Consider the following 22,018-nt stretch of genomic DNA (forward strand, 5'->3'; position numbering starts at 1 on the left):
ACATGGGGTCGCGGCCTTGCATCTTATGGGGGTCACGACGTGCTAGACCCGGTTTGCACGTTCTGCAAGATAATTGCCATGCGGTGGTGACGACTTACTCAGCGTGAGATATTTTATATCTCAATATCAATGACTTAGATTGACTGATCCAAAGTCAAGCAAAAGAAAAGCGACCTTCCCGGCGGGGAAGGTCGCTTGTGCTGCACCGCCAGAAGCCCTGACCTTCCGGCATCACCTTCCCCTTGGGGAAGGCCCCTGCCCTGCCTCGAATGGACGTGTCGAACGACCTTCCCCGTGGGGAAGGATCACTCGATCTGATCCAGCAACAGCGCCACCGCAGCCTCCAGCTTGCGCCGGTCGATGGTCGAGAAATCCCGCGCCAGCCGGATCTCCAGCCGGCCATTGGCCGCCGAACATTTCGCCGTGCCCTGCGGGCGCGACAGCTGAAAGGTGGTCTTGGCCTTGGCCTGCGACTGCGGCACGGGCGCTGCCGGACGCGGCGCAGGACCGTCGGTGACAGCCTCACCCCCCTGCCCCGCATAACGGCGCAGCACGGCCAGCTCGTCGGTGATCGACCGCGTGTCCCAGTCCTTGAACTCGGATGTGATCGCCGCGACCAGCCCCGGAACCTCGTCCAGCCGCTGCGACAGCGACAGACCCAGGGCACGCGGGATTTCCTGCGGATAGATCAGCACATCGCCCAAGCGCTGGACCAGTGGGATAAAATTACGGATATAGCTGCGCTTTTGATAGCCCGCCGACTTGAACAGGATCGCCACGGCCTTTTCGGGATCATGTTCGGCAGTCAGCGGGTCCATCGCATAATGCACCGCCAGCTGCGCCATCTCGGCGAAAGAGATGTCCTTGCGCACCAGATTTTCATCGACCATCCGCCGGTACAGCGCCTCCAGCTGATCGCCGCGCGCCGCGATGCCCGCCGGAATGCGGCCCCAGGCCTCAGCATCGCCGGTCTCCTCCAGCAGCTGGCGATAGGCCGACAAGCGCCGCCAGCCCTGGATCAGCTCGTACCGCCCGCCCTCGGACGGCTCGACCCGGATCGGGTTCGACAACCCGATATCGCGGATCGACGACACCAGTTCCGCCAGATCGAAATCCGCCACAGGCTTACGGTCGCGGATCAGCTTGGCCGCATCGATCATGTCCAGCGGGATCAGGTCGGTGATCAGCCCGGCCCGCTTCAGCCGGACATGTTCCTGCGCCAGCGCGTCATTCTCGGCCCTGATCTGCGCCTCCAACGCGGCGCGGTCGCGGGTGGATTCCGCCGTCTCGCTGATCGCCGCCGCCATCGGGCCGCGCCGCGCCTCCTTCCCCGCGGGGAAGGGTTGGGCGGGATCGGGACCGTCCTCTGCGGGAATGTCGATGTCGAACATGCGACGCTTGCGGCTCATGCGCTTTCCTCCAGCTGCGTCCAGGCGGCCAGAACATGGCCGCGAAACTCCTCATAACCCTGATCGAAGGTCGCCCGCGCCCGACGCCAGGTGCCGCGCGTCATCTCGCGATAGTCGATCTCGTAGATCGAGGACAGGAACCGGCCCGATTGTTCGACCGCGCGGGTCAGCTCGATCGGATGTTCGGCCAGCCGGTCGCCAAAGACCTGCCGAAAGGCCGCGAACATCGCCTGATGCAACTCGTTCGACGGCTCGTAGCGGGTCATCAGAAAGCGGATGTCGGCAAAGGTCTTGGGCAGGGCGATCTTCCCCGTGGGGAAGTTTTCAAAGCCGTGCGACAGATCCTCCAACGCCTCGGCAAGTTGGCCAATGAAGCTGGTCGTGCTGTCATATTCCCAATAGCCGGGGCCGGACGGGATATAGAGCATGTCGGCGGCAAAGACCGCGTTCATCGATTGATAACCGATCGCAGGCGGGCAATCGAACAGGATCAGGTCATAGGCATCGTCCGCCAGGCTGTCCAGAAACCGCGACACGGCACCGAAAAAGGTCCATTCCGGGTTCAGGTGACGGTACTGGGCGCTGGCAAACTCGACGAAGGCCGCGTTGGCACAGCTGGGCACGATGTCGATGGTCGGCCATGCGGTGGGCTTGATGAAGTCCGACGGGCGCAGCGTGCCCAGACCCATGTCGCGGATCGATGAGGGCAGCTTGCGCCGGGGCAGGGCGGTGCCGCTTTCGGCGCCCGCGCTGGCGGTGTTCATGCGGTCGGTTTCCCGTTCCAGATCGCGGGCCATGATGCCCCAGACCGTGTGATCCTCACCCACGTCGTTCAGGCCCATGGAATGGGACAGCGTCGCCTGCGGGTCGAAATCGACGACCAGAACGCGATAGCCGTCCAGCGCCGCGGCATGGGCAAAGTGCAGGGCCACGGTGGATTTTCCGGCGCCGCCCTTGAAGTTGGCGATGGCGGCGCGGAAGGCACGCTTGCCGGCCGGGCGGGGGGGCATCAGGGATTTCTTGCCGATGCGGATGCGGCGGCGCAGCTCGTTCACCTCGTCCAGGCTGAACCAGCGCTGGCGGCCATCCTCTTCGACTTCCCCGAGGGGAAGGTTCGGGTCCGCGGCCAGCTTGCCCCGGAAGGTCGACTGGTTGATCCGGAAGATCAGTTCGGACACCTCCCAGCTGGAGAAGCGGCGCAGGGTCTTTTCATTGGCCGGGCTGAAGGTCTGGCGACGGATCCAGCCCTGCATCTTGAGAGACTGGGCCTGAAGGCGGGCAAGGTCATCGTGCGTATACATGTTGTGCCTGTTTCCAAGGACGCTGATTGGTGCTGTTCCTGCTTTTACGACCAATTTGCGCTTTTGGCAAAAGCCTTGTTCACTGAACCTGCAAATTACACCAAATCCAGTGCCTGTTGCGCGAATCGGCGGTGCAACGCCCGCTGCCCGGGCGGCCGAGATCGCGGGAGAGGCAGGGTCAGACAGCCGGCGATCATAGGACATTTTACCAGTCTTCCGGCGGGATTAGGGGACATTTCCGTCAGATTGGGGGACGTCGTGGATGGCCCCCTATACCAATAATACCGGATTCTGGATGAGGGGAGCGAGCGTTGCATCCCGCAACAGGGCAATTTGCTTGACAGAATCGGATTTCAGGACGCTAATGCAGACAGGATGGTGAAAGGCGTTTGGGGCGGCACAAGACCCCGGCTCATCATCCCGAGCAGACGCCGGACACCCGGCAGGCAGGAGCGGTGATGCAGATAGTCCGTCCCGTCGGCCGAGAGGCGGCGGCGAAGAAATACGACATTTTGTCGGCGCTGATGGCGCATGCGCTGGCCGGTGACCCGCAACGACAGCGTTTGGTCCTGAGGTTGATGGCGCTGATCACCAGCCGATACAACTGGCAAAGAAATGAACTGACGGTCGGACAGCGAGAAATCGCCCGGTTGTGGTGCGTCGACGAACGCACGGTCAAGCGCGACATGGCGCGGTTGCGGGCGATGGGCTGGATCACGGTCAAACGTCAGGGCGCGCGGGGGCGCGTGTCCGTGCTGGGCCTGGATCTGGAGCGGATGCTGTTGGACAGCCGTCCCGAGTGGTCCCATATCGGCGAGGATTATGTCGCCAGAATGACCGGACGCGATCTGGATGGCGCTGCGGCGGGGCAGGGGGCCTCTGCCCCGCCCGAGGGGCCGAATGTCGTCCCGTTCCGGCGCACGGATGCCGGGGGCGCCGCGCAGGGCGGGATCTGGGGGCTGATCCGCGACCGGCTGCAGGCCGAAGATCCGGCCCTGTTCGATGCCTGGTTCGCGGCCCTGGTCGAAGATGATGCGGGCACCCGGACAAGCGGGTTGTTGCAGCTGACGGCGCCGTCGCGGTTTCACGCCACCTATGTCCGCACTCATCTTCTGGGACGGTTGCAGGTGGCGGCGCGGCGCGCGGATGCAGGGTTGCAAGGCGTCCGGATCGATTGAAAACCGGACCTCGAATCGGGCGGTGAAAGCAGCACACCGATCTGTTTAATTAATGTGCACAAATTAGTTTATTTTTATGCACACAGGCAGAAAATCCACGCAAAATGTCGCAGATCCGTCATCAGAACCGCTGATCGTCTTTTCTTATCAGCAGGTTGACGGTAACGGTCGGGTGGTCCCCAGGGGCAACGGAAAACAGGTGATCCACAGATCGGAATAAATGCAACTTGCCTTTTCGTTACCCTTTGTGCGACCGACAGGCACGAATGAAATGAACAGTTCCGATCTTGCACCTCGTTTTTCAACCGACTCAGACCCCGGAACGGATGCTCAACATGACCACCAAGCGCACTGCATATATGATTGCGGTCGATCCCGAACTTGCCGAGGTCTGCAACCAGACGTTGCCGTCTATGTTGCCGCCGACGCTGTTCGAAATGCTGGATCCGACCGATGCCGCCTCTGCCGCTCCGGGCAGGGTCTGTCTGGCACGGATCGTGCCCCTGCGGACGGGCCCCGCCCTCGCCGAAGCTGTCGAGGGGGACAAAAGCCGTGGCCTGCCGCTGATCGAATTCGACCCCGAGCGCCCCGAACTGGTGCTGGAGCGGCTGACCGGCCTGCTGGTGCAGCGGCTGAACCGGTGCGAGACGGCGGCGGCGGCATCGCGCGATGCGGCAGCCCTGCTGCGCCGAGAGAACATTTCAGGGACCACCCGGTTCCGCGAGATCGAAAGCTTTCTGCATTCGCTTGGCAATCCGCATGTGTCCCGGTCGCTGTCATGGGAGCCGCAGGGCGCCACCGCCGAGATGCCCGCCGAGACGGTGGTGGTTCAGCATCTGCCGGTGAACGTGGTCAGCGTCACCGCCATCGACCTGTGGCTGCCCGAGCGGCTGCAATCGCAGAATTGCGCACTGGACGTGGCCCTGATGGACAGCGCCGGAGAGCGCCATGTCATGACCGAGGTCACCGACACGCTGAAGATTGGATCGGGATGGGTGCGGTTCGCGCTGCCCATGGCGGTTGCCGGGGATGCGCGCAACTGTTCGCTGGTCTTGCGCAACCTTGGCCCCGCGCGACTGGCGGTGGGTCTGGGGATGCGGATGCCCGACCCGCGCTTTTCGGCGCAGGGTGACGGGATGCCCGGCGATCAGGTTCTGGCGCTGCGCGTCTGGAAGGCCTTGGCCGGTGCGGCGATCCCCGATCATCGTGGCGGGCCGCTGATCGACCCGCATCAGGAACTGACGGCCAGCGTGCTGCAGGCCTCGGACCTGCCGGCGCCGGAGCTGTTCGCCTCGCCCGCGCTGGCGCAGGATTATGTCACGGCGGATTTCTGGGCCGCCGAGGATGTGATTATGGTCCACCCCTCGCGCAGCGGTACGGTCTGTGCGGTGATCCGCGACGTGCCGATGCGGGGGCTGCGTCAGCTGACCGCGCTGGTCACCACCGGTCATGCCCGCTCGCCCAACCTGAACTTTGCGATCGGGGTGACGCCGCATGGCGCGCTTGGCCGCGACGGGTTCTGGGAAAGCTGCATGGGCCCCTGGGTGCACGGCCTGCCCGCGCATGGCTGGGCGCAGGTCCATTGCGTGCCCTCGACCCCGATCGATCGGGCCGACATCTATCTGGCGACCTCATTGGCGCAGGATATCCCCAATGACCACAGCTGGGGCCTGTTCCGCAGCTTTCGCGCCGTGACCGGAGCCCGTGTCGGACTGGAGGTGGTCTGATGCCCATGTCGCGCCAACAGGTCAGCGTCGTCATTCCCGTCAAGGGGCATCCGGTGCTGCTGGACGATGCCATCGCCTCGGTCATTCGCGAGATGGCGGGGGGCGTGATCACCCGGATGGTGGTGGTCGATGACGGCTGTTCTTATGCCGAGACGCGCCAGTCGCTTGAGGATTGGCAGGCCCGGTTGGGTGATCAGATGCTGGTTCTGCATCAGGCCAATGGCGGTCTGTCGGCGGCGCGCAACCGCGGCATCGACGCGGCGCTGCGGCTGGATCCGGGGCTGGATGCGGTGTTTCTGCTGGACAGCGACAACCTGCTGGCCGCGGGCGCGGGCAGCGCCATGGCGCAGTTGCTGCAGGGCTATCGCGACGATGACTGGTTTTATCCGGAATTCGATTTCTTCGGGCAGTCGGGCCATTACATCACCGAGCCGGTGTTCAACCTGCTGCTGCAGGCTGAGGCGAACCAATGCGATGCGGGCAGCCTGATCCGCCGCCGGGTGCTGGACACCGGCCTGCGCTTTGACGAGACGATGCGGCAGGGCTATGAGGACTGGGATTTCTGGCTGGAGGCGGCGCGCAAGGGCTTTACCGGGCGGTCGGCCCGGCGTCCGTTGCTGCTGTATCGCAAGCGCCCGGCCAGCATGCTCAGCGGTTCGCACGAGGTGGATCAGGATCTGCGCCGGTTCCTGCGCCGCAAGCATGGCTGGCTGTTCAACCCCGCCGCCCTGGTCGGGCTGGAGGCAGAGAGCTTTCCCCGCTTTGCGCTGATCACCGGCGAGGGGCGTCGCGTGGCGACCTGCGTCGATCCCGACCGGCAGGCACCGCTGGCCGGGTCCGAGTTCGAACGCATGGTTCTGGCCGCGATGGCCGATCCCCATGCCAATCATGCCCCCGCCTATCTGATCTTTCTGCGCGAAGGGGTCGAGGATTACCTGCGGCAGGCCCGTCTGCTGCATGGGGTGCTGTGGAATTTCGAACGCCGCGCGACCCGCAATCCGCATGATCTGGATCTGCTGTTTCTGGACCGACACCCCGGTGGCGGACATGACCTGCAGACCGACAGCGGCAATCCCGACCGCCAGCCCGACGCGATCTGCCTGCGCCTGTCGCGCGCGCAGGACTGGATCGGCGAGGGCAACGAGGACCGGCTGCGCCAGCTGGATCTGGCGCCCGCCGAGGAACATGTCAGCAGCTGGACCCTGCGCGCGCCCGCATCGGTCGCCCCCTTGGCCAGCGGCGCGTCCGCGTCCGAGGTGCTGCGCGGCGTGATGCTGTCGCTGGTGCGCAGCCCCTATATTCCGGCGCTGCAGGCCAGCTGGGGCTGGCGCAGCCCCGGCGCCGCGATCAGCCGCGACCGGACGGTTCAAATCCCACGCAATGCGGTGGATGGCGGCGTGACCTTTCCGCTGCAGCGCACGCCGGGTGTCCGCGACATCGCGATGGTCCTGCCGATCTTCAACATCGGCGGGGTCGAACGTGTGGCCGCCAGCATCGCGCGCGAACTGGCGCAGGCCGGGCACCGCATGCATCTGGTCATCGTCAGCGACCGCGCGATCGACACCGATGCCTGGTCGCTGGAGCCTTTTGCCACCGTGACATGGCTGCCCGACAGCGGCGCTCTGGATTGGAGCGGCGACGAGTTTCTGGGCACCGCCGAGCCGCGTTGGGGGCAGGGCCACGAGGGCGCCGATCTGATGGGTCTGCTGGGCGGCATGGATGTGGTCATCAACGCCCATTCGGCTGCGCTGCACAAGGTCGCCGACCGGCTGCGGCGGCGGGGTGTGATCATGATCGATCACGAACATCTGGTCGAGCGGTCCACCTATGGCCGGGCTTACGGCCCGCCGCAACTGGCGCTGGCCTATGAGCAGGCCTATGATCTGTTCCTGACCTGTTCCGACATGCTGAGCACATGGATGCACGCCAATGGCGTGCCTGGTGAAAAGCTGCTGCCCGTGGTCAATGCGCCGGGCTATCCGATGTCGCGGGCCGAACAGGGGTTTCTCAGCGGCGCCCGCGTCACGGGCCGCGTCCGGCGTCAGCCGCTGCGCATCCTGTTCATGGGACGGCTGGACAAGCAGAAGGGCATCGACCGGGTCTGTGCGCTGTACCGGATGCTGAACGACAGCGCGCCGCGCATGTCCCTGTCGCTGGCCGGTCGCGCCATCGTCGAGGAGGATGACAGCGTGCTGCCCTGGCCCGCCACGACCCGCTTTCTGGGTGCGGTGCGCGGCCCGGCGGCCATCACCCAGCTGCTGAGCCAGACCGACATCCTGATCCTGCCATCTCTTTACGAAGGCCTGCCCTTGTCGGTGCTGGAGGCGCAGCGCTGTGGTGTCGTGCCCATCGTCACGCAGGCCGGGGCGGTGACCGAGGCGGTGCGCGACGGCCATAACGGCTTTGTCGTGTCCCAGCAGGATTGCGTCGAACAGATGGCCGCGCGCATCCTGCAGCTGGATGGCGACCGCGAGATGCTGGCCGAGATGGCCCGCGTCGCCGCCGAGACCAGCCGCAGCTGGGGTCAGGCCACCCAAGGCCTGCGCGACTGGCTGGACAGCAGGCTGGCCGTGCGGCAGCTGCCCGACCGACCCGCACCCCGCACGATGAAGCCCGCGCCGATCCGCAAGGACATGGCCGAAACGACCCTACGCGACCGGAGCAGATGATGCAGCAGACGATCCATGACAGCGCGATCCTCAACTTTCAGATGGCGGCGGATTTGCTGATTGCGTTGCAGGGACGCCGGCTGGTGCTGTCCGGCGAGGCCGCCTCGGTCCTGCACGGGCGGCCCAAGGTGCTGTTGGGCGAGGGCTATACCAGCCTGTCGCCCCGCTTCGGCATCTGCATCCCCGAGGATGCCCGCGCGGAATATGCGCCCGCCTCGGCCATCGAGGGGCTGGAATTCCGCAATTCGGGCCTGATGTGGATGACGATGGAGGGGCTGGTGACCGAAAGGGGCGCCTGCACCTGCTATCTGGATGCCGAGACGACCTTCCCGTCGCCGACCGTCGCCGACGTCTTCCTGCGCGAATTCACCCAAGCGGGCGAGATCCGCGATACCGGTCAGACCGAATGGCTGCTGGGCACCGACCGTGCGGTCGTCTGCCGGCTGGCGATCCCCGAGGCCGACAAGGAGGTCGCCCATCGCCGCGTGATCATCCACCTGCGCCAGCCACCGGCGCGTTTCGTGATCCGCAAGCTGGCGATGACCCTGATCTGAGTTCCGGAAAGGGGCCGTCTTGGACCTGAAACTGCACATCGATTTCTGCTTTGCCTGCCCCGGCGGGTTGGTCGTGGCTGCCGGATGGAGCCCCGAGGCACAGCCCGCGCTGATGATCCATGCCGGTGCGGCCTCGCTGCCACCGGTGCAGGTCATGCGCTTTGCACGCCGCGACCTGCGTACGCTGGAGCCGTTGGGCTTTCTGGCGATCTTCGATCTGGCCCGCGATCCCGGTGCGCTGGCCGACCCGTCCGAGGATCTGTTCGTGGCCATCGGCGGAGAATATTCCCGCATCGGCGGGTCGAGGCTGATCAGCGATGCAGGCAGCATGGTCGAGATCGGCGTGGACGAGGCCTTCTTTGCGCTGCTGCGCCTTTATGCGGCGGGGCATCTGCCGATGCCCGATCCGGCCATGTCGGCCAAGGTGATCCAGCGCATCCGCGCAGCCGAGACGCTGCCCGCCGAGACCGAGACCCATGCGCTGAGCGTCGATCGTGGGCTGGTCGCGCCGTCGGGGCAGGGGGTCGCCTCGGGGTGGTATCTGCCCACCGCCGCCACGCAGGGGGCGGTGCATGCACTGGTCTTTGACGACCGCCAACTGGCGCGGGTGGAACTGATCCCGGGCGCCGTGGCACGGCCCGATCTGGCGGGCTATGGCGACCGCTATGCCTTTGGCGGGCGCGACGGCTGGCTGGCGGCGTTTCGCCTGAGCGGCCCGGCCCATGGCGCGGCGCGCCTGTTGATCATGGTGCCGGGACATCTGGCCGTGTCGGGGGTGATCCGGGCGCTGGACCGGGTCGGCACCGCGCAGGTCGCGCGGCTGCTGATCGAGGCGCGGCTGGCGCTGGACGATCCCGATCAGGCCGATGCGCTGCACCGCGCCACGCTGGACGCGGCGCCGGATCTGCCGGCGCTGCCCGCCTTGGGCGATCCGCTGCCGGAGGATGCGCCGCTGCTTCTGGTGCTGGATCATGATCTGGCCGCCCCGGATCTGCGCGACGTTCTGCGCCGTCTGTCGCGGGCGACCGGCCGCGCGATCCGTCTGCATCTGCTGCGCGACGCGCTGACCCCCGATCTGCGCGACGCGATCGAGGGGGCGGCGCGCGAATCCGCCCAAGGCATCCGGCTGCTGACCTGTTCGCCCCTGCCACCCGAGGCCAGCCCGGTTCCGGCGCTGCTGGTCTTTGCCCGCAGCTCTGTCCTGTTCCACCTGGCCGCGCGGGTGCCCGCAGCGGGCGCGGTGCCCGAGGATGATCTGCAGGTTATGGCGCTGGACGTTCTGGCGGCCCTGCCAGGCGGCGCGGGCCGGATCGCGGCCCGCTTTGGCACCGACCGGCCCGCCTTTCTGTGCTGGGGCGATGCGGGGCGCCTGTTGCCGCTGTTGTCGGTGCTGATGACCGGGGCGCTGGTGCCCGAATCCGCCTTTCGCCTGCTGGCACGGCATCTGGATGGGGCAGGGCGGGTGGACATTCTGCCCGCCGATCCGAACGGCTTTCACGCGGGCACGCAGGGGCCCTTTGCGGCGCCGCTGATCGATGCGCTGACCGCCCATGATTTCGACGCGCTTTCCGCCCGTCTCAGCGAAAGCGCGCGCGCATGACCCGGACCGTCATCATCTCTCACTCTCATCCGGCGCTGCGCTATGGCGGCGGCGAGGTTGCGGCCTATCGCCAGTTCCAGCATCTGCTGGGTCTGGGCGAGGATGCCTATTTCGTCGGATCAACCATCGGCCCCGAGGATGGCGCCCGCTATTTCGGTCCCGCGCAACGGGTGCTGAGCTTTTCCGAACGCGATTTCTGTCTGCGCGGGATGGGCATGGATGCCTTCGTGATGGAGCATCCGCGCATCGAGACCGAGGACTGGCTGCTGGACTTTCTGCTGGCGCTGGAAGGCGACGTCTATCATTTTCACCATTTCTGGAACATCGGCGCGGGCACGCTGCGCCGCCTGCGCGCCGCGCGTCCGCAGGCGCAGATGATCTGCACCCTGCACGAGATGACCGCGATCTGCGCCAATCACGGCCAGATGGTCAAGACCAGCGGAGAGCTGTGCCATGCCGCCTCCGAGGTCGCCTGTGCCGCCTGTCTGGGCCGCGCGCCCGCCGAATTCATGCTGCGCCGCGCCCGGATGACGGAGATGCTGGATCTGTTCGACGTGCTGTTGTCGCCCAGCCAGTTCATGGCCGACCGGTTTCAGGTCTGGGGCACCGCTCCGGGTCGGGTGGGGGTGATCGAGAACGGGCTGGATCACCTTGATCCGCCGCCGGTGCAGACCGCCGCCTCGCTGGCTTTGCGCAGCCGCCGCTTTGCATTCTTCGGGCAGGCGACGCCGACCAAGGGTCTGGATGTGCTGATCCGCGCCGCCACGATCATCGACCAACAGATGCGCCTGCAGGCGGCGGCACCCGTGATCCCGGTCCCGCGTGCGGGCAGCAAGTCTGGCGCGCGCAATGCCGCGCCTGTGCAACCCGGCCCCGCAGCCCCGATCTCGCTGGAGATTTACGGCGTGACTGCCAAGGGATTTGCGACGCTGTGGCCCGACCTGACGCCGCCCGAATGGGTCCGATTCCGGGGCCGCTATCGGCCGCAGGACTGCATCGCGATCATGCAGCGCTTTGGCTGGATCGTGATCCCGTCGGTCTGGTGGGAAAACTCGCCGGTCGTGATCCAGGAGGCGCGGGCGGCAGGCACGCCGATGATCGCATCCGATATCGGCGGCATGTCGGAAAAGACCGCAGGCTGGGGCGTTCAGTTCCCGGTCGGCGATCCCGACGCACTGGCGGCGGCGATCCTGTCGGTTCAGGACCGGCCCGAGGTTCTGGCCGACCATATCGCCCGGATCGAACCGCCGCTGGATATGGCGGGATTTACGGAAGAGTGGCGGGCGGCCTGCGCGGTCTAGCGCGACAGGGGGCCGCGCTTCAGATCCGCATCGCCCGGCCCCTCAGGCGCGGGCGGTGGCCTGATCCAGTTGCTTGAACGCCTCGCGGTGGCGGACCAGCACCGCATGGGCGTGATCGTAGATCGCCTGATCAAGACGGTTCGTCCGGCGGATCATGGCGCGCAGCTGCGGCGTCATCACGACCTTGGTCGTCTCGTCATCGGGGGTCTTGCGCTGATGTTCCACGGGCCACAGCCCGTCATGGCCCATCAGGCGGAACATGATGTTGAACGACATCGGGTACATTTCCAGCAAACCGATGAAGACATGGCTGCGACCCACGCTGGCCACCGCATCCTCGGCGGACATGCCCGCCGTGCTGCCCAGCAGGAAATCGGCCATCTTGTTCTGCGAATCGGGCGATTCGACATAGCTTTCAAGCGTCGGAAACCGCTCGATGAATTGCTGATAGGGCGGGTGCATCGGCGTGCGCTGATACCGGAAATCGGAAATCACCCGCGCCTCGGGGCTGCGCAGGAAGGTCACGACGCGACAGTCGGGCATCGCCTCGGCCACCCGGTTCACCTGATCCAGCTTGAGATGCCCCGAGGCGGACCGAAAGGTGGTCAGCTTGGCCTCGTCAAGAAAGGCGCTGACGGATCGGGCCAGCTTTTCGTCATGCGGGGTGACCATATCGGTGTAATCGACGGTGATATTGGCATAGGGCCATTGCCGCTTGCGCAATTCCGTCGAAAAGGACGATCCGGCGGTCTTGGGGATGTGCTGGAAAAACCAGAAGCTGTCATCGCCGCCCCGCTGGCTTTCGATGAAGTCGTTCAGGCTCATGTGGTCAAGATCGCAGAACGGCATCGAAGGTCTTCCCGGCATTCGTTTCTTGTCGTCTTCTGGCGCCGCAGCCGGTCGCGCAAGGGCGCGTCGCGAAAGCGTCATGGGCAAAGTTTAGGCTTTCCGCATGATTGAGGTCAACCCGCCATGGTCCCGTCCGGGCCGGTCCCGCAGCGACCGGCACAGCCCTGTTCAAAGCCTGTCGGTGCTGCCGTTTTATTGGGCAGGCGCGTGGTTTTCGGGGTTCAAAACCGTTGTTTTCCAAGTTAGAATTTCCGGGTGGCGGATTGTCGTTTCTGGCGGCGCGCCCGGGCGGATATCATGGTTCCGATCGCGACCAGGACACAGCCCACGCATAAGGGACAGACGATGAAATTTCAGAAACTGAGGCCCGAGACATGGGACGCCTATGCCAAGGCGCATGAGGACTTTGACGGGCTGTGGATCTTTCAGCATGTGCCCAAGACCGCGGGCAGTTCCATCACCGTGGCGCTGTCGTCCCATGCGGCGCCCTATACCAACATCGCCGCCGACCGGCAGGCCGCCACGCCGTTCCGCAAGCAATATCGCGAATTGTCGGCGACCACGCCGCTGGAGCGTGACGGCAGGCCGATGCGGTCCGTCTCGGGGCATCTGTGGAAGGCGGATGTGGATGTGCTGCTGGGCCGCGACCCGGATGCGCGGCTGTTCACCTTCGTGCGCGATCCGGTGCGGCGGGTGATTTCGGATTACCGCTATTCCCGCACGCCCGCCCATGCGCAATGGCAGGAGCAGATCAAGGCCTATCCCGATCTGGACAGCTATATCGAGGACAGCCCGGCGATGAAAAACAAGACGGTGTTCTTCCTGACCGGCGAACGCGATGGCGATGCGGCCGAGGTGATCCCCTGGATCATGGCGCGGTTCGATTACATCGGCCTGCTGGAAGAGATGGAGATGTCGCACACCATCCTGACCCGCCTGCTGCGTTTGGGCGCGGCGCAGGCCGAACATCGCCGCTCGACCGAGGCGCTGCCGCAGAATGCCGAAACCCCGACGCCCGCGCAACTGGCCCGCATCCGCAAGATGAACGATCTGGACCTGGCGCTGTTCAACCGAGTCGCCACCATCCATCGCAAATTGCGCGAGGCCGACAAGCCCGGCATCGCCGCATGAGCGTGGTTCTGGACAGCGACTGGATCGCGGCGCTGACGGATGGCAGCGTTGACCCGAACCGGGTCTGGCTGAACCATGCCGATTTCGACCTGCGCGCGACGATCGGCGATCTGGCGACCCATGCCCGCACCGATCACGGCGCGGGCAATCTGGTGTTCCAGCATCCCGATGCGGCCCCTGCGAATGTCACCTTCGAGGCGGGCAGTCGCGACAATATCGTGGTCTGGGGCGCGCGCATGCCCTCGCGCCAGCCGGTGGTGCTGGGCGGCAGCGATCATCGGGTCATCGTCGGCCCGTGCAAGAAATTCACCGCGCGGATCGGCGTGACGGGGCAGGGCAACCTGTTCTTCACCGGGCTGGAGACGACTTGCAATCAGGCCAATATCGTCTTGCAGGGCGTGGGGCGGTCGATCCTGATGGGGCAGGATTGCATGCTGTCCTTTGACGTCGTGCTGCGCGGAGCGGATTCGCATGGCATCGTCGATCTGACCACCATGCAGCTGTCGAACCCGCCCGACAGCATCCTGTTGGGCGCGCATGTCTGGCTGGGCGAGGGCGCGACGGTCCTGAAAGGCGCCAAAATCGGGCGCGGATCGGTGATCGCGTCCCGCGCGCTTGTTTCGGGCGAGATCCCGGAAACCTGTCTGGCGGTGGGCGTGCCCGCACGGGTGCTGCGTGAAAACCAGTCATGGACGCGCCGTCCCGATCCCGGACCGGCGCAGATCAAGGCCTTGGCCCGCCGCCTTGGCAGCGGCGGACCCGAGGGGGCCTAATCCGCGATCAACTGGCTGATCCGGTCGAAACCGGCCGGGTCCATCCACAGATCGTTGCCGACATTCTTGACGACCTCGGTCCGGTCGCCATGTTCCTCGGCCAGCACCAGATGCGGGGTGACGCCGCAGACCAGCGCCGTGTCGTGAAAGCTGGCCGTGCGGTTGACATATTGCCCCGAGGTCAGCTCGATCAGCCGGGCACCGCGGGGGGCGAACATCACGTTTGTAAGACCGGCGCCATGCACGCCCACGACCGCGCGGGCAGCCCCCATGATGCGGCGTTGATCGGCCACGCCCAGTTGGTCGCCGATCATTACCTTGACCGGGAACCGCGCGGACAGATGGTCAATCAGCGCCTGTTCATTCACCAGCCTGCGGTTCGAGGCATTGGCCCGGGAAATCACGATCACCGTCTCGCCCCGCTGGTCGGGACGTTCCAGCCCGGACAGGAACTGCGCCGAGGCCGAGGTGATCCGCGTCTCGATCGGAGTTCCCTGAACACGCGGGCCACTGGTCAGAAAGCACAGCCGGTCGGGCCGGACCAACGCCTTGGACACCTGCAGCAGGCGATCCATCAGATGCGGAAAGAATTCGTTGATCGAATCGGTCACAAAGCCCGGCATCTGGGTGAAATGCAGCAGGATGTGATCGACGCGCGCCGCCAGTTGCGGATCGTTCAGCAGATGCAGGCGCGGCAGGCATTCGATCATCCAGTGGAAATAATTCCCGGTGCCGGGTTTCTGGAAATACATCGCGCTGCCTTCGGGCGCGTCTTGGGCGTTCTTGCCCAAGAGACGCGTCATCCCCTCGTGTTCCAGGGGCAGCTTGTCGCGCAGACGGGGGTGGAAGGTGTGGTCGATCGCGGTGGCATCAGACCAGATCTGGCCGCGATACATCGCATAACCCTGCCCCTCGAACAGGCAGTCGTCGCGGGCCGTCACCGGCGCGTCATAGCGACGCGCGATCCGGGTGATCCATTCGCTGCGCGTCGTATCCTCGAATTCCGGGCTTTCGGGGCGACGCAGGTCGGTCAGGTGCAGGCCCGCGCGCGGGACCATATGGGCCACCTCGTCGCGCCACAGCAGGCGGGCGCCGGCTGCCTGCGCATCCTGAACCGTGATCGCAGAGGAGCCGTCTGCAGCAAGGGTGGGGGCGGGGGCCGTCATGCTTTTCTCCGGTGGTGAACGGGACAAGTTTCGCAGGCGGGGGCGGTCAGATCAACGGCTTTCGACCGCGGCCATGCTGAAACGTCATGTTCAGCTGCAAAAGACCTGGAACCTGCCCCTCTGACAGGCGCCGGCAGGGTATTGGGATAAGGGAACGCGCCCGTCGGGTGATTGGCGCAAACCATCGGGCGGGCTTTTGGATGCTGCATCTGCAAAGTGAAATCAGACCGGGCATTTGATACAAAAGGCGGCAGCATCGTCGCAGGACTGTCATGTTTAGCGCTGAAAAGGATCGACAAATTTGTATCATCCTGTTCATGGTGCAGACATGCCGATAATATAAAACGGTATAGTCTTATATCGAGTCGGCTCTGATCAAGTGCTGATGCTGCACTTGCGAAAGTAGGAAACTGTGGTCTATCACGCGGCAAGAGATACTCGGGATCGGGCCTCGTGTTTTTGTTTACCTTTAGTTGCGTCTGGATCCATGTTTCCCATTATTTCGCCCTATTCGATATCGGTTGACCGGGCGTTGGACCCGCTGTGCCGCGACCTGCTTCCACCCGCGCTGGTGGCGCTTCTGACGGTATCGGATGTGCCTGCGCCGCAACCGGGGCAGGTTTGTCTGGCGGTGCTGGTCGCGCCCGACGCGGTGGCCGCAGCCGAGGCCCGTCTGGCAGAACAGGGGCTGGTGGGTGTGCCGGTGATTGCCGTCGATTCCGGCCGACCCGGCGAACTGGCCGACCGCCTGTCGGGCCTGCTGGTCGCGCGGCTGCACCGGGTCGAACGCGAGGCGGGCGACAGCCGCACCGCCGCTGCCATGCTGCGGCGCGAGAACACCGCCATCGTCACCCGCTTTCGCGAGATCGAGGGGTTTTTGCACAGCCTTGGCAATCCGCAGATTTCAAGATCGCTGACATGGGAGCCGGTGGGCCGTGTCTGCATCCTGCCGCCGCAGGGCAGCCTGCTGCAGCATCTTCCGGTCAGCATCGTCAATATCAGCGCCATCGATCTGTGGTTGCCGGAAGTGTCGCGCGCGCAGCAGGCCGACCTGAAAGCCGCGCTGGTGGATGGTGCGGGCCGCACGCATCCGCTGATCGTGACGCAGGACGACCTGAAACTGGGCACCGGATGGGTGCGGCTTGCGATGGACGCGGCGGTTCAGGGCGATGCCCGCGATTGCGCGCTGACGCTGAAGAATGGCGGAACCTCGGCGCTGGTGGTCGGCATGGGGATGCGCACGCCCGTGACCCGTTTCGCAGCCTCGGGCGAGGGGATGCCCGGCGATCAGGTCGTGGCCCTGCGCGCCTGGAAGGCACTGGCCGGGGTGATGCTGCCCGAGACCGGGACCGCCATCGGCGCCGGAGAGATGCCCCGCGATATGCTGCCGCGCTTTCTGTCCCCCTCCAGCCTGCCGCGCCCCGAGATTTTCGCGATGCCCCATGCGGCGCCCGATTACATCACCGGCGATTTCTGGGAAAACGAGGATGCGGTGATCGTGCATCCCTCGCGCAGCGGGCCGGTCTGCGCAATCATCCGCGACGTGCCGCTGCGCGGGCTGCGGCAGCTGACGGCGGTGGTCACGGTGGGCCATCCCCGCGCCCCCAATCTGAATTTCGCCATCGGGGTTACGCCGCATGGCGCGCTTGGCCGCGACGGGTATTGGGAGGGGTGCCTTGGCCCGTGGCTGCATGCGCTGCCGGCCCGGGGCTGGGCGCAGGTGCATTGCGTGCCGCAAATGCCGATCGACCGGGCGGATATCTATCTGGCGGCCTCGCTGGCGCAGGATCTGCCCAATGACCTCAGCTGGGCGCTGTTCCGGGGCTTTCGCGTCGTGACCGACGCGGCCGGAGCCGAGGATCGCATGGCTTTGCATGATGCCGGTCCGTCATGAGCATGGCCCGGCCCGAGGTCAGCATCGTCATTCCGGTCAAGGGCCATCCGGTTCTGTTGGATGACGCCATCGCGTCGGTCCATCGGGAAATGGCGGGGGGCGTGATCACCCGCCTGATCGTCGTCGATGACGGCTGCCCCTATCCCGAAACGCGCGCCAGCCTGTCGGCATGGCAGGCGGTTCTGGGCGCCCGGATGCTGGTCCTGCACAATCCCAATGGCGGGCTGAGCCGGGCGCGCAATCAGGGGATCGACGCGGCCTTGCGGCTGGACGCGTACCTTGACGCGCTGTTCCTGCTGGACGCCGACAATCTGCTGGCCGAGGGGTCGGGCGAGGCGATGGCGCGGCTGCTGCAGGCGCATCCCGCGGCGGACTGGTTTTACCCCGAGTTCGATTTTTTCGGCCAGCCCGCCCATTACGTCACCGAGCCCGAATTCGATCTGCTGCTGCAGGCCGAGGCCAACCAATGCGATGCGGGCAGCCTGATCCGCCGCCGCCTGCTGGACCGGGGCATCCGCTTTGACGAGACGATGCGGCAGGGATACGAGGATTGGGATTTCTGGCTGCAGGCGGCGCAGGCGGGGTTTCGCGGACGGGCGGCGGGGCAGCCGCTGCTGCTTTATCGCAAGCGCCCGGCCAGCATGCTCAGCAGCTCGCACGAGGTCGACCACGATCTGCGCCGGTTCCTGCGGCGCAAGCATGGCTGGCTGTACAATCCTTCTTCGCTGATCGCGCTGGAGGCCGCGCGCTATCCCCGCTTTGCCTTGGTCACCGGAGAGGAGCGGCGCGTGACCACCTGCGTCGATCCCGACCATCAGCAGGCGCTGACGGCGGCGGAATTCGAACAGCAGGTTCTGGCCAGCATGGCCGCGCCGCATCGCCATCACGCGCCCGCGCATCTGATCTTTCTGCGCCACGGGGTCGAAGCGTTGCTGGACGGCGCGCGGCTGATGCACGGGGTCTTGTGGAACCTTGAACGCCGGGCAGCCCGCAACCCGGCGCAGATGGACCTGCTGTATCTGGACCGCCACCCGACCGGCGGCCTTGATATCCGCACCGCCGAGGGGGGGCTGCCCGATCGTCCGGCGGATCTGATCTGCCTGCCTCTGGCCCGCGCGCAGGACTGGATCCGGCAGGGGGACGAGGATCAGCTGCGCCGTCTGGACCTGCCGCCCGAGGGGCATGCCGTCACCCGCTGGACACTGCGCCTGCCGGTTGCGGTCGATGGGCTGGCGGGCCGCGCCGGGGCGGGCGAGGTGTTGCGCGGCGAGATGCTGGCGCTGGCGCGCAGCCCCTTCCGGCAAGCGCTGCAATCGGACTGGCGCTGGCGCGAGCCGGGCGCCGCGATCAGCCGCGACCGGGTGGTTCAGATCCCCCGCATGGCGGTCGAGGGCGGCGTGACTTTTCCGCTGATCCGCGTGCCGGGCCAGACTCGGATCGGGATCGTGCTGCCGATCTTCAGCATGGGCGGGGTGGAACGGGTCGCCGCCAGCCTCGCCCGCGAACTGGCCGCCGCCGGGCACCGGCTGCATCTGTTCATCGTCAGCGACCGGCCGATCGAGACCGACGACTGGTCGCTGGCCCCCTTTGCCACGATCACCTGGCTGCCCGATGCGGACGCGCTGGACTGGAGCGGGCGGGAATATCTGGGCACCGCCGAGCCGTCCTGGGGCGGGGCCATGCAGGCCGCCGATCTGATGGGGCTGCTGGGCGGCATGGATGTGGTGATCAACGCCCATTCCGCCGCTGTTCACAAGGTCGCCGACCGCCTGCGCCGCCGGGGCGTGGTGATGATCGATCACGAACATCTGCTGGAACGCAGCACCTATGGCCGGGGCTATGGCCCACCGCATCTGGCCTTGGCGTATGAGCAGGCCTATGACCTGTTTCTGACCTGCTCGCAGACGCTGACGACATGGATGCATGCCAATGGCGTGCCGCGCGACAAGCTGATGGCGGTGGTCAATGCCCCCGGCTATCCGATGAGCGGCGCCGAACAGCGCTGCATGGCCGGGTTCCGCCGCGCCGCCCGCGCCCGGGACGAGCCGATGCGCGTGCTGTTTCTGGGCAGGATGGACAAGCAGAAGGGCATCGACCGGCTGTGCAAGCTGTATCATATCCTGTCGGAAAAGGTGCCCGGCATGGTCCTGACCGTGGCCGGTCGCAGCGTGGTGGATGGCGACGGCGCGACGCTGATCTGGCCGCCGACGACCCGTTTCTCGGGCCCGGTGCGCGGCGCCCCCGCGTTGACCCAGTTGCTGACCCAGACCGACATCATGGTCCTGCCCTCGCATTACGAGGGCCTGCCTCTGTCCATCCTCGAGGCGCAGCGCTGCGGCGTGGTGCCCGTCGCCACCAAGGCGGGCGCCATCTATGAGGCGATCGAGGATGGCGTGACGGGTTTTGTGGTGCCGCAGGACGATTGCGTCGACCGGATGGCGGCGCTGATCCTGCGCCTGAACCGCGACCGCAGGCAACTGGCCCGGATGGCCCATGCCGCGACCGAGCGCAGCCGCACCTGGCACGTCGCCACCCATGATTTGCGTGACTGGCTGGATCTGCGCCTTGCGCATCTGCGCCAGCCCACCCCCCATCCGGTTCCCGACCGGCAATCCTTTCTCAAAGCGGAGTAGACGATGGTGACCATATACGACAAGGCCGTGCGCAATTTCCAATCCGCCGCCGGGCTTTTGATGTCGCTGCAGGCCTGCCGGACGGTGCTGTCCGGTGACGCGGCGGCCCTGCTGGAGGGGCGGCCCAAGGCGCCCTTGTACGAAGGCTATAACAGCCTGTCGCCGCGCTTCGGCATCTGCATCCCCACCGATGCGCGGGCCGAATATACCCTGCCGGAATCCGGCGAGGGGCTGGAATTCCGCAATTCCGGCCTGACCTGGATGACGATGGAGGGTCTGGTCGAAACGCGGGGCGCCTGCAGCTGCTATCTGGATGCCGATGCGGTCTTTCCCGCCCCCACCATCGCAGATGTCTTTCTGCGCGAATTCGTGGAATCCGGCGGCATCCGTGACAGCCTGCATCGCGAATGGCAGCTAGGCACCGACCGCGCGGCGCTGTGCCAGCTGGATCTGTCCGAGGCGTCGGACGATGTGGCCCATCGCCGGATCATCATCCATCTGCGCCAGCCACCGCTGCGCTTCGTGCTGCGCTCGCTGTCGATGACGGTGATCTGATCACGTCCGTCATCATCCCGCCGGTCCGGTTCCGCCGGACCTGATGACCCGGAACGCCGGGGGCCAGCACGACCCCCGGCTGTCTTTCCCGATCAAGCGACGGATATGGCCCTGTGGATCAGACCCTGCATCTCGATTTCTGTTTTTCCCTTGGCGCCGATATCGTTCTGGTGGCGGGCTGGACGCCGGGGCCTGCGGCGGATCTGGTACTGCATGCGGGCCATGTCTCGGTGCCGCCCCGGCATCTGATCCGCTTTGCCCGGCGCGATCTGCGGTCCCTGACGCCGATGGGCTTTGTGGCGGTCTTTGATTTGAGCACCGCGCCCGGCGCCGACGATCCATCCGAGGATCTGTTTCTGGGCATGGGCCGCGATTATACGCCCGTCGCCAGCGACCGCATGGCACAGGATCTGCGCAAGCTGATCGAGATCGGCGTGGACGAGGCGTTCTTCGCCTTTCTGCGGTTGGTGGCCGAGGCGCGTCTGCCGATGCCGCCCATCGCCGCGCAAGGCTGGATGATCACCCGCATTCATTCGGCCCCGCATCTGCCACCCGAGGCCGAGACGCATGTCCTGAGCCTTGATCGGGGGCTGGTGGCGGCGGAAGGGCAGGGGGTCTGTTCGGGCTGGTTCATGCCCGCGACCGTGTCGGCCCAGCCTTTGGCGGCGCTGATCCTGTGCGACCGACAACTGGCCACCGTCCGCATGATGCCCGGCGCGATCGCCCGGCCCGACCTGCAGGCCTATGAGGGGCGCTATGCCTATGGCGGGCGCGATGGCTGGGCGGCGGCGTTCAGGCTGCGCGAACCGCCCTTGGGCCGGGTGCAGATCCTGCTGCTGTTGCCCGACCGGCTGACCGCCTCGGGGGTGATCCGGGCGCTGGATCTGGCGCCGCCCGACCGGGTGGCGGGGGCGCTGCTGCAGACCATGCAGGCTTTGGACGACCACGCCCTGTCCGCCAGCCTACACCGCGCGACCCTGCCCGATGGTGCGGCCCCTGCCGTGGCTTTGCCCGAGGGCGCGGCCCCTGCCGATGCCGGGGCGCCGCTGCGGCTGATTCTGGATCACGATCTGACCGATATCGATCTGCGCGACGTGCTGCGCCATGCCGCGCGCGTGGCCGGGCGGCCCCTGCATCTGCACCTGCTGCGCCCCGGCCTGACCGACGCGCTGAACGAGGCCGTCGCGGGCGCCGCGTCCGAGGCCGTCCATCCGGTCGTTCTGACCGGCTGCGCGCTGCGGCCCGCGATGGCGGGCGATGACGGGCTGGCGATCTATG

16 protein-coding genes are annotated in these 22,018 nt (G+C 66.1%); 12 read left to right on the plus strand and 4 right to left on the minus strand.

The window, feature by feature from the left end:
* Nucleotides 1–305: 305 nt before the first annotated feature.
* The gene (locus EG885_RS18415; RefSeq protein WP_131577493.1) at nucleotides 306–1,409 is read right to left on the minus strand and encodes a ParB/RepB/Spo0J family partition protein; all 1,104 of its coding nucleotides are present in this window, start codon (nucleotides 1,407–1,409) and stop codon (nucleotides 306–308) included.
* On the minus strand, nucleotides 1,406–2,710 hold the full coding sequence (locus EG885_RS18420; protein ID WP_131577495.1) for an AAA family ATPase: 1,305 nt from the start codon (nucleotides 2,708–2,710) through the stop codon (nucleotides 1,406–1,408). The genes EG885_RS18415 and EG885_RS18420 overlap by 4 nt, the downstream gene beginning before the upstream one ends.
* Nucleotides 2,711–3,168: 458 nt before the next feature.
* Here EG885_RS18420 and EG885_RS18425 point away from each other — a divergent pair, with 458 nt between their 5' ends.
* From EG885_RS18425 to EG885_RS18450, 6 genes are all read left to right on the plus strand, one after another.
* Entirely contained in the window at nucleotides 3,169–3,888 is a 720-nt protein-coding gene (locus tag EG885_RS18425) for a hypothetical protein (RefSeq protein ID WP_131577497.1), read from the plus strand.
* Nucleotides 3,889–4,223: 335 nt separating this feature from the next.
* Nucleotides 4,224–5,615, plus strand: coding sequence for a DUF6212 domain-containing protein (locus EG885_RS18430; protein WP_131577499.1), 1,392 nt, complete (start codon nucleotides 4,224–4,226; stop codon nucleotides 5,613–5,615).
* Nucleotides 5,615–8,284, plus strand: coding sequence for a glycosyltransferase (locus tag EG885_RS18435; RefSeq protein ID WP_131577500.1), 2,670 nt, complete (start codon nucleotides 5,615–5,617; stop codon nucleotides 8,282–8,284). The genes EG885_RS18430 and EG885_RS18435 overlap by 1 nt, the downstream gene beginning before the upstream one ends.
* Nucleotides 8,284–8,838 carry a hypothetical protein gene (locus EG885_RS18440; protein ID WP_165571197.1) on the plus strand — a complete coding sequence of 185 codons (555 nt, stop codon included), beginning with the start codon at nucleotides 8,284–8,286 and terminating at the stop codon, nucleotides 8,836–8,838. Before EG885_RS18435 ends, EG885_RS18440 begins: the two co-directional genes overlap by 1 nt.
* A 19-nt stretch (nucleotides 8,839–8,857) precedes the next feature.
* A complete protein-coding gene (locus EG885_RS18445) occupies nucleotides 8,858–10,438 on the plus strand; it encodes a hypothetical protein (RefSeq protein WP_131577504.1) in 1,581 nt (526 codons plus the stop codon).
* Nucleotides 10,435–11,739, plus strand: a complete 1,305-nt coding sequence (locus EG885_RS18450; protein ID WP_131577506.1) for a glycosyltransferase — start codon at nucleotides 10,435–10,437, stop codon at nucleotides 11,737–11,739. Before EG885_RS18445 ends, EG885_RS18450 begins: the two co-directional genes overlap by 4 nt.
* Nucleotides 11,740–11,781: 42 nt before the next feature.
* On the opposite strand, the gene EG885_RS18455 is transcribed toward EG885_RS18450, so the two are convergent.
* Entirely contained in the window at nucleotides 11,782–12,564 is a 783-nt protein-coding gene (locus EG885_RS18455) for a hypothetical protein (RefSeq protein WP_131577507.1), read from the minus strand.
* Nucleotides 12,565–12,933: 369 nt separating this feature from the next.
* On the opposite strand from EG885_RS18455, the gene EG885_RS18460 reads away from it, so the two are divergent.
* Nucleotides 12,934–13,719 carry a sulfotransferase family 2 domain-containing protein gene (locus EG885_RS18460; RefSeq protein ID WP_165571198.1) on the plus strand — a complete coding sequence of 262 codons (786 nt, stop codon included), beginning with the start codon at nucleotides 12,934–12,936 and terminating at the stop codon, nucleotides 13,717–13,719.
* Entirely contained in the window at nucleotides 13,716–14,492 is a 777-nt protein-coding gene (locus EG885_RS18465; protein WP_131577511.1) for an acyltransferase, read from the plus strand. Before EG885_RS18460 ends, EG885_RS18465 begins: the two co-directional genes overlap by 4 nt.
* On the opposite strand, the gene EG885_RS18470 is transcribed toward EG885_RS18465, so the two are convergent.
* Nucleotides 14,489–15,658, minus strand: a complete 1,170-nt coding sequence (locus tag EG885_RS18470) for a glycosyltransferase family 61 protein (RefSeq protein ID WP_131577513.1) — start codon at nucleotides 15,656–15,658, stop codon at nucleotides 14,489–14,491. The two genes, EG885_RS18465 and EG885_RS18470, sit on opposite strands and share 4 nt — an antisense overlap.
* Before the next feature lie 487 nt (nucleotides 15,659–16,145).
* On the opposite strand from EG885_RS18470, the gene EG885_RS18475 reads away from it, so the two are divergent.
* The 4 genes from EG885_RS18475 to EG885_RS18490 all read left to right on the plus strand — a co-directional run.
* Nucleotides 16,146–17,552, plus strand: a complete 1,407-nt coding sequence (locus EG885_RS18475) for a DUF6212 domain-containing protein (RefSeq protein WP_131577515.1) — start codon at nucleotides 16,146–16,148, stop codon at nucleotides 17,550–17,552.
* Complete coding sequence (locus EG885_RS18480) at nucleotides 17,549–20,185, plus strand: glycosyltransferase (RefSeq protein WP_131577517.1); 2,637 nt, start codon at nucleotides 17,549–17,551, stop codon at nucleotides 20,183–20,185. Before EG885_RS18475 ends, EG885_RS18480 begins: the two co-directional genes overlap by 4 nt.
* A gap of 3 nt (nucleotides 20,186–20,188) precedes the next feature.
* Nucleotides 20,189–20,740, plus strand: a complete 552-nt coding sequence (locus EG885_RS18485) for a hypothetical protein (protein ID WP_131577519.1) — start codon at nucleotides 20,189–20,191, stop codon at nucleotides 20,738–20,740.
* Between the two features lie 113 nt (nucleotides 20,741–20,853).
* Nucleotides 20,854–22,018, plus strand: a 1,165-nt coding sequence (locus tag EG885_RS18490; RefSeq protein WP_131577521.1) for a hypothetical protein, incomplete at its 3' end; no start/stop codon positions are given.

It is taken from the genome of Paracoccus nototheniae, assembly GCF_004335005.1.
Classification (GTDB): Bacteria; Pseudomonadota; Alphaproteobacteria; order Rhodobacterales; family Rhodobacteraceae; genus Paracoccus; species Paracoccus nototheniae.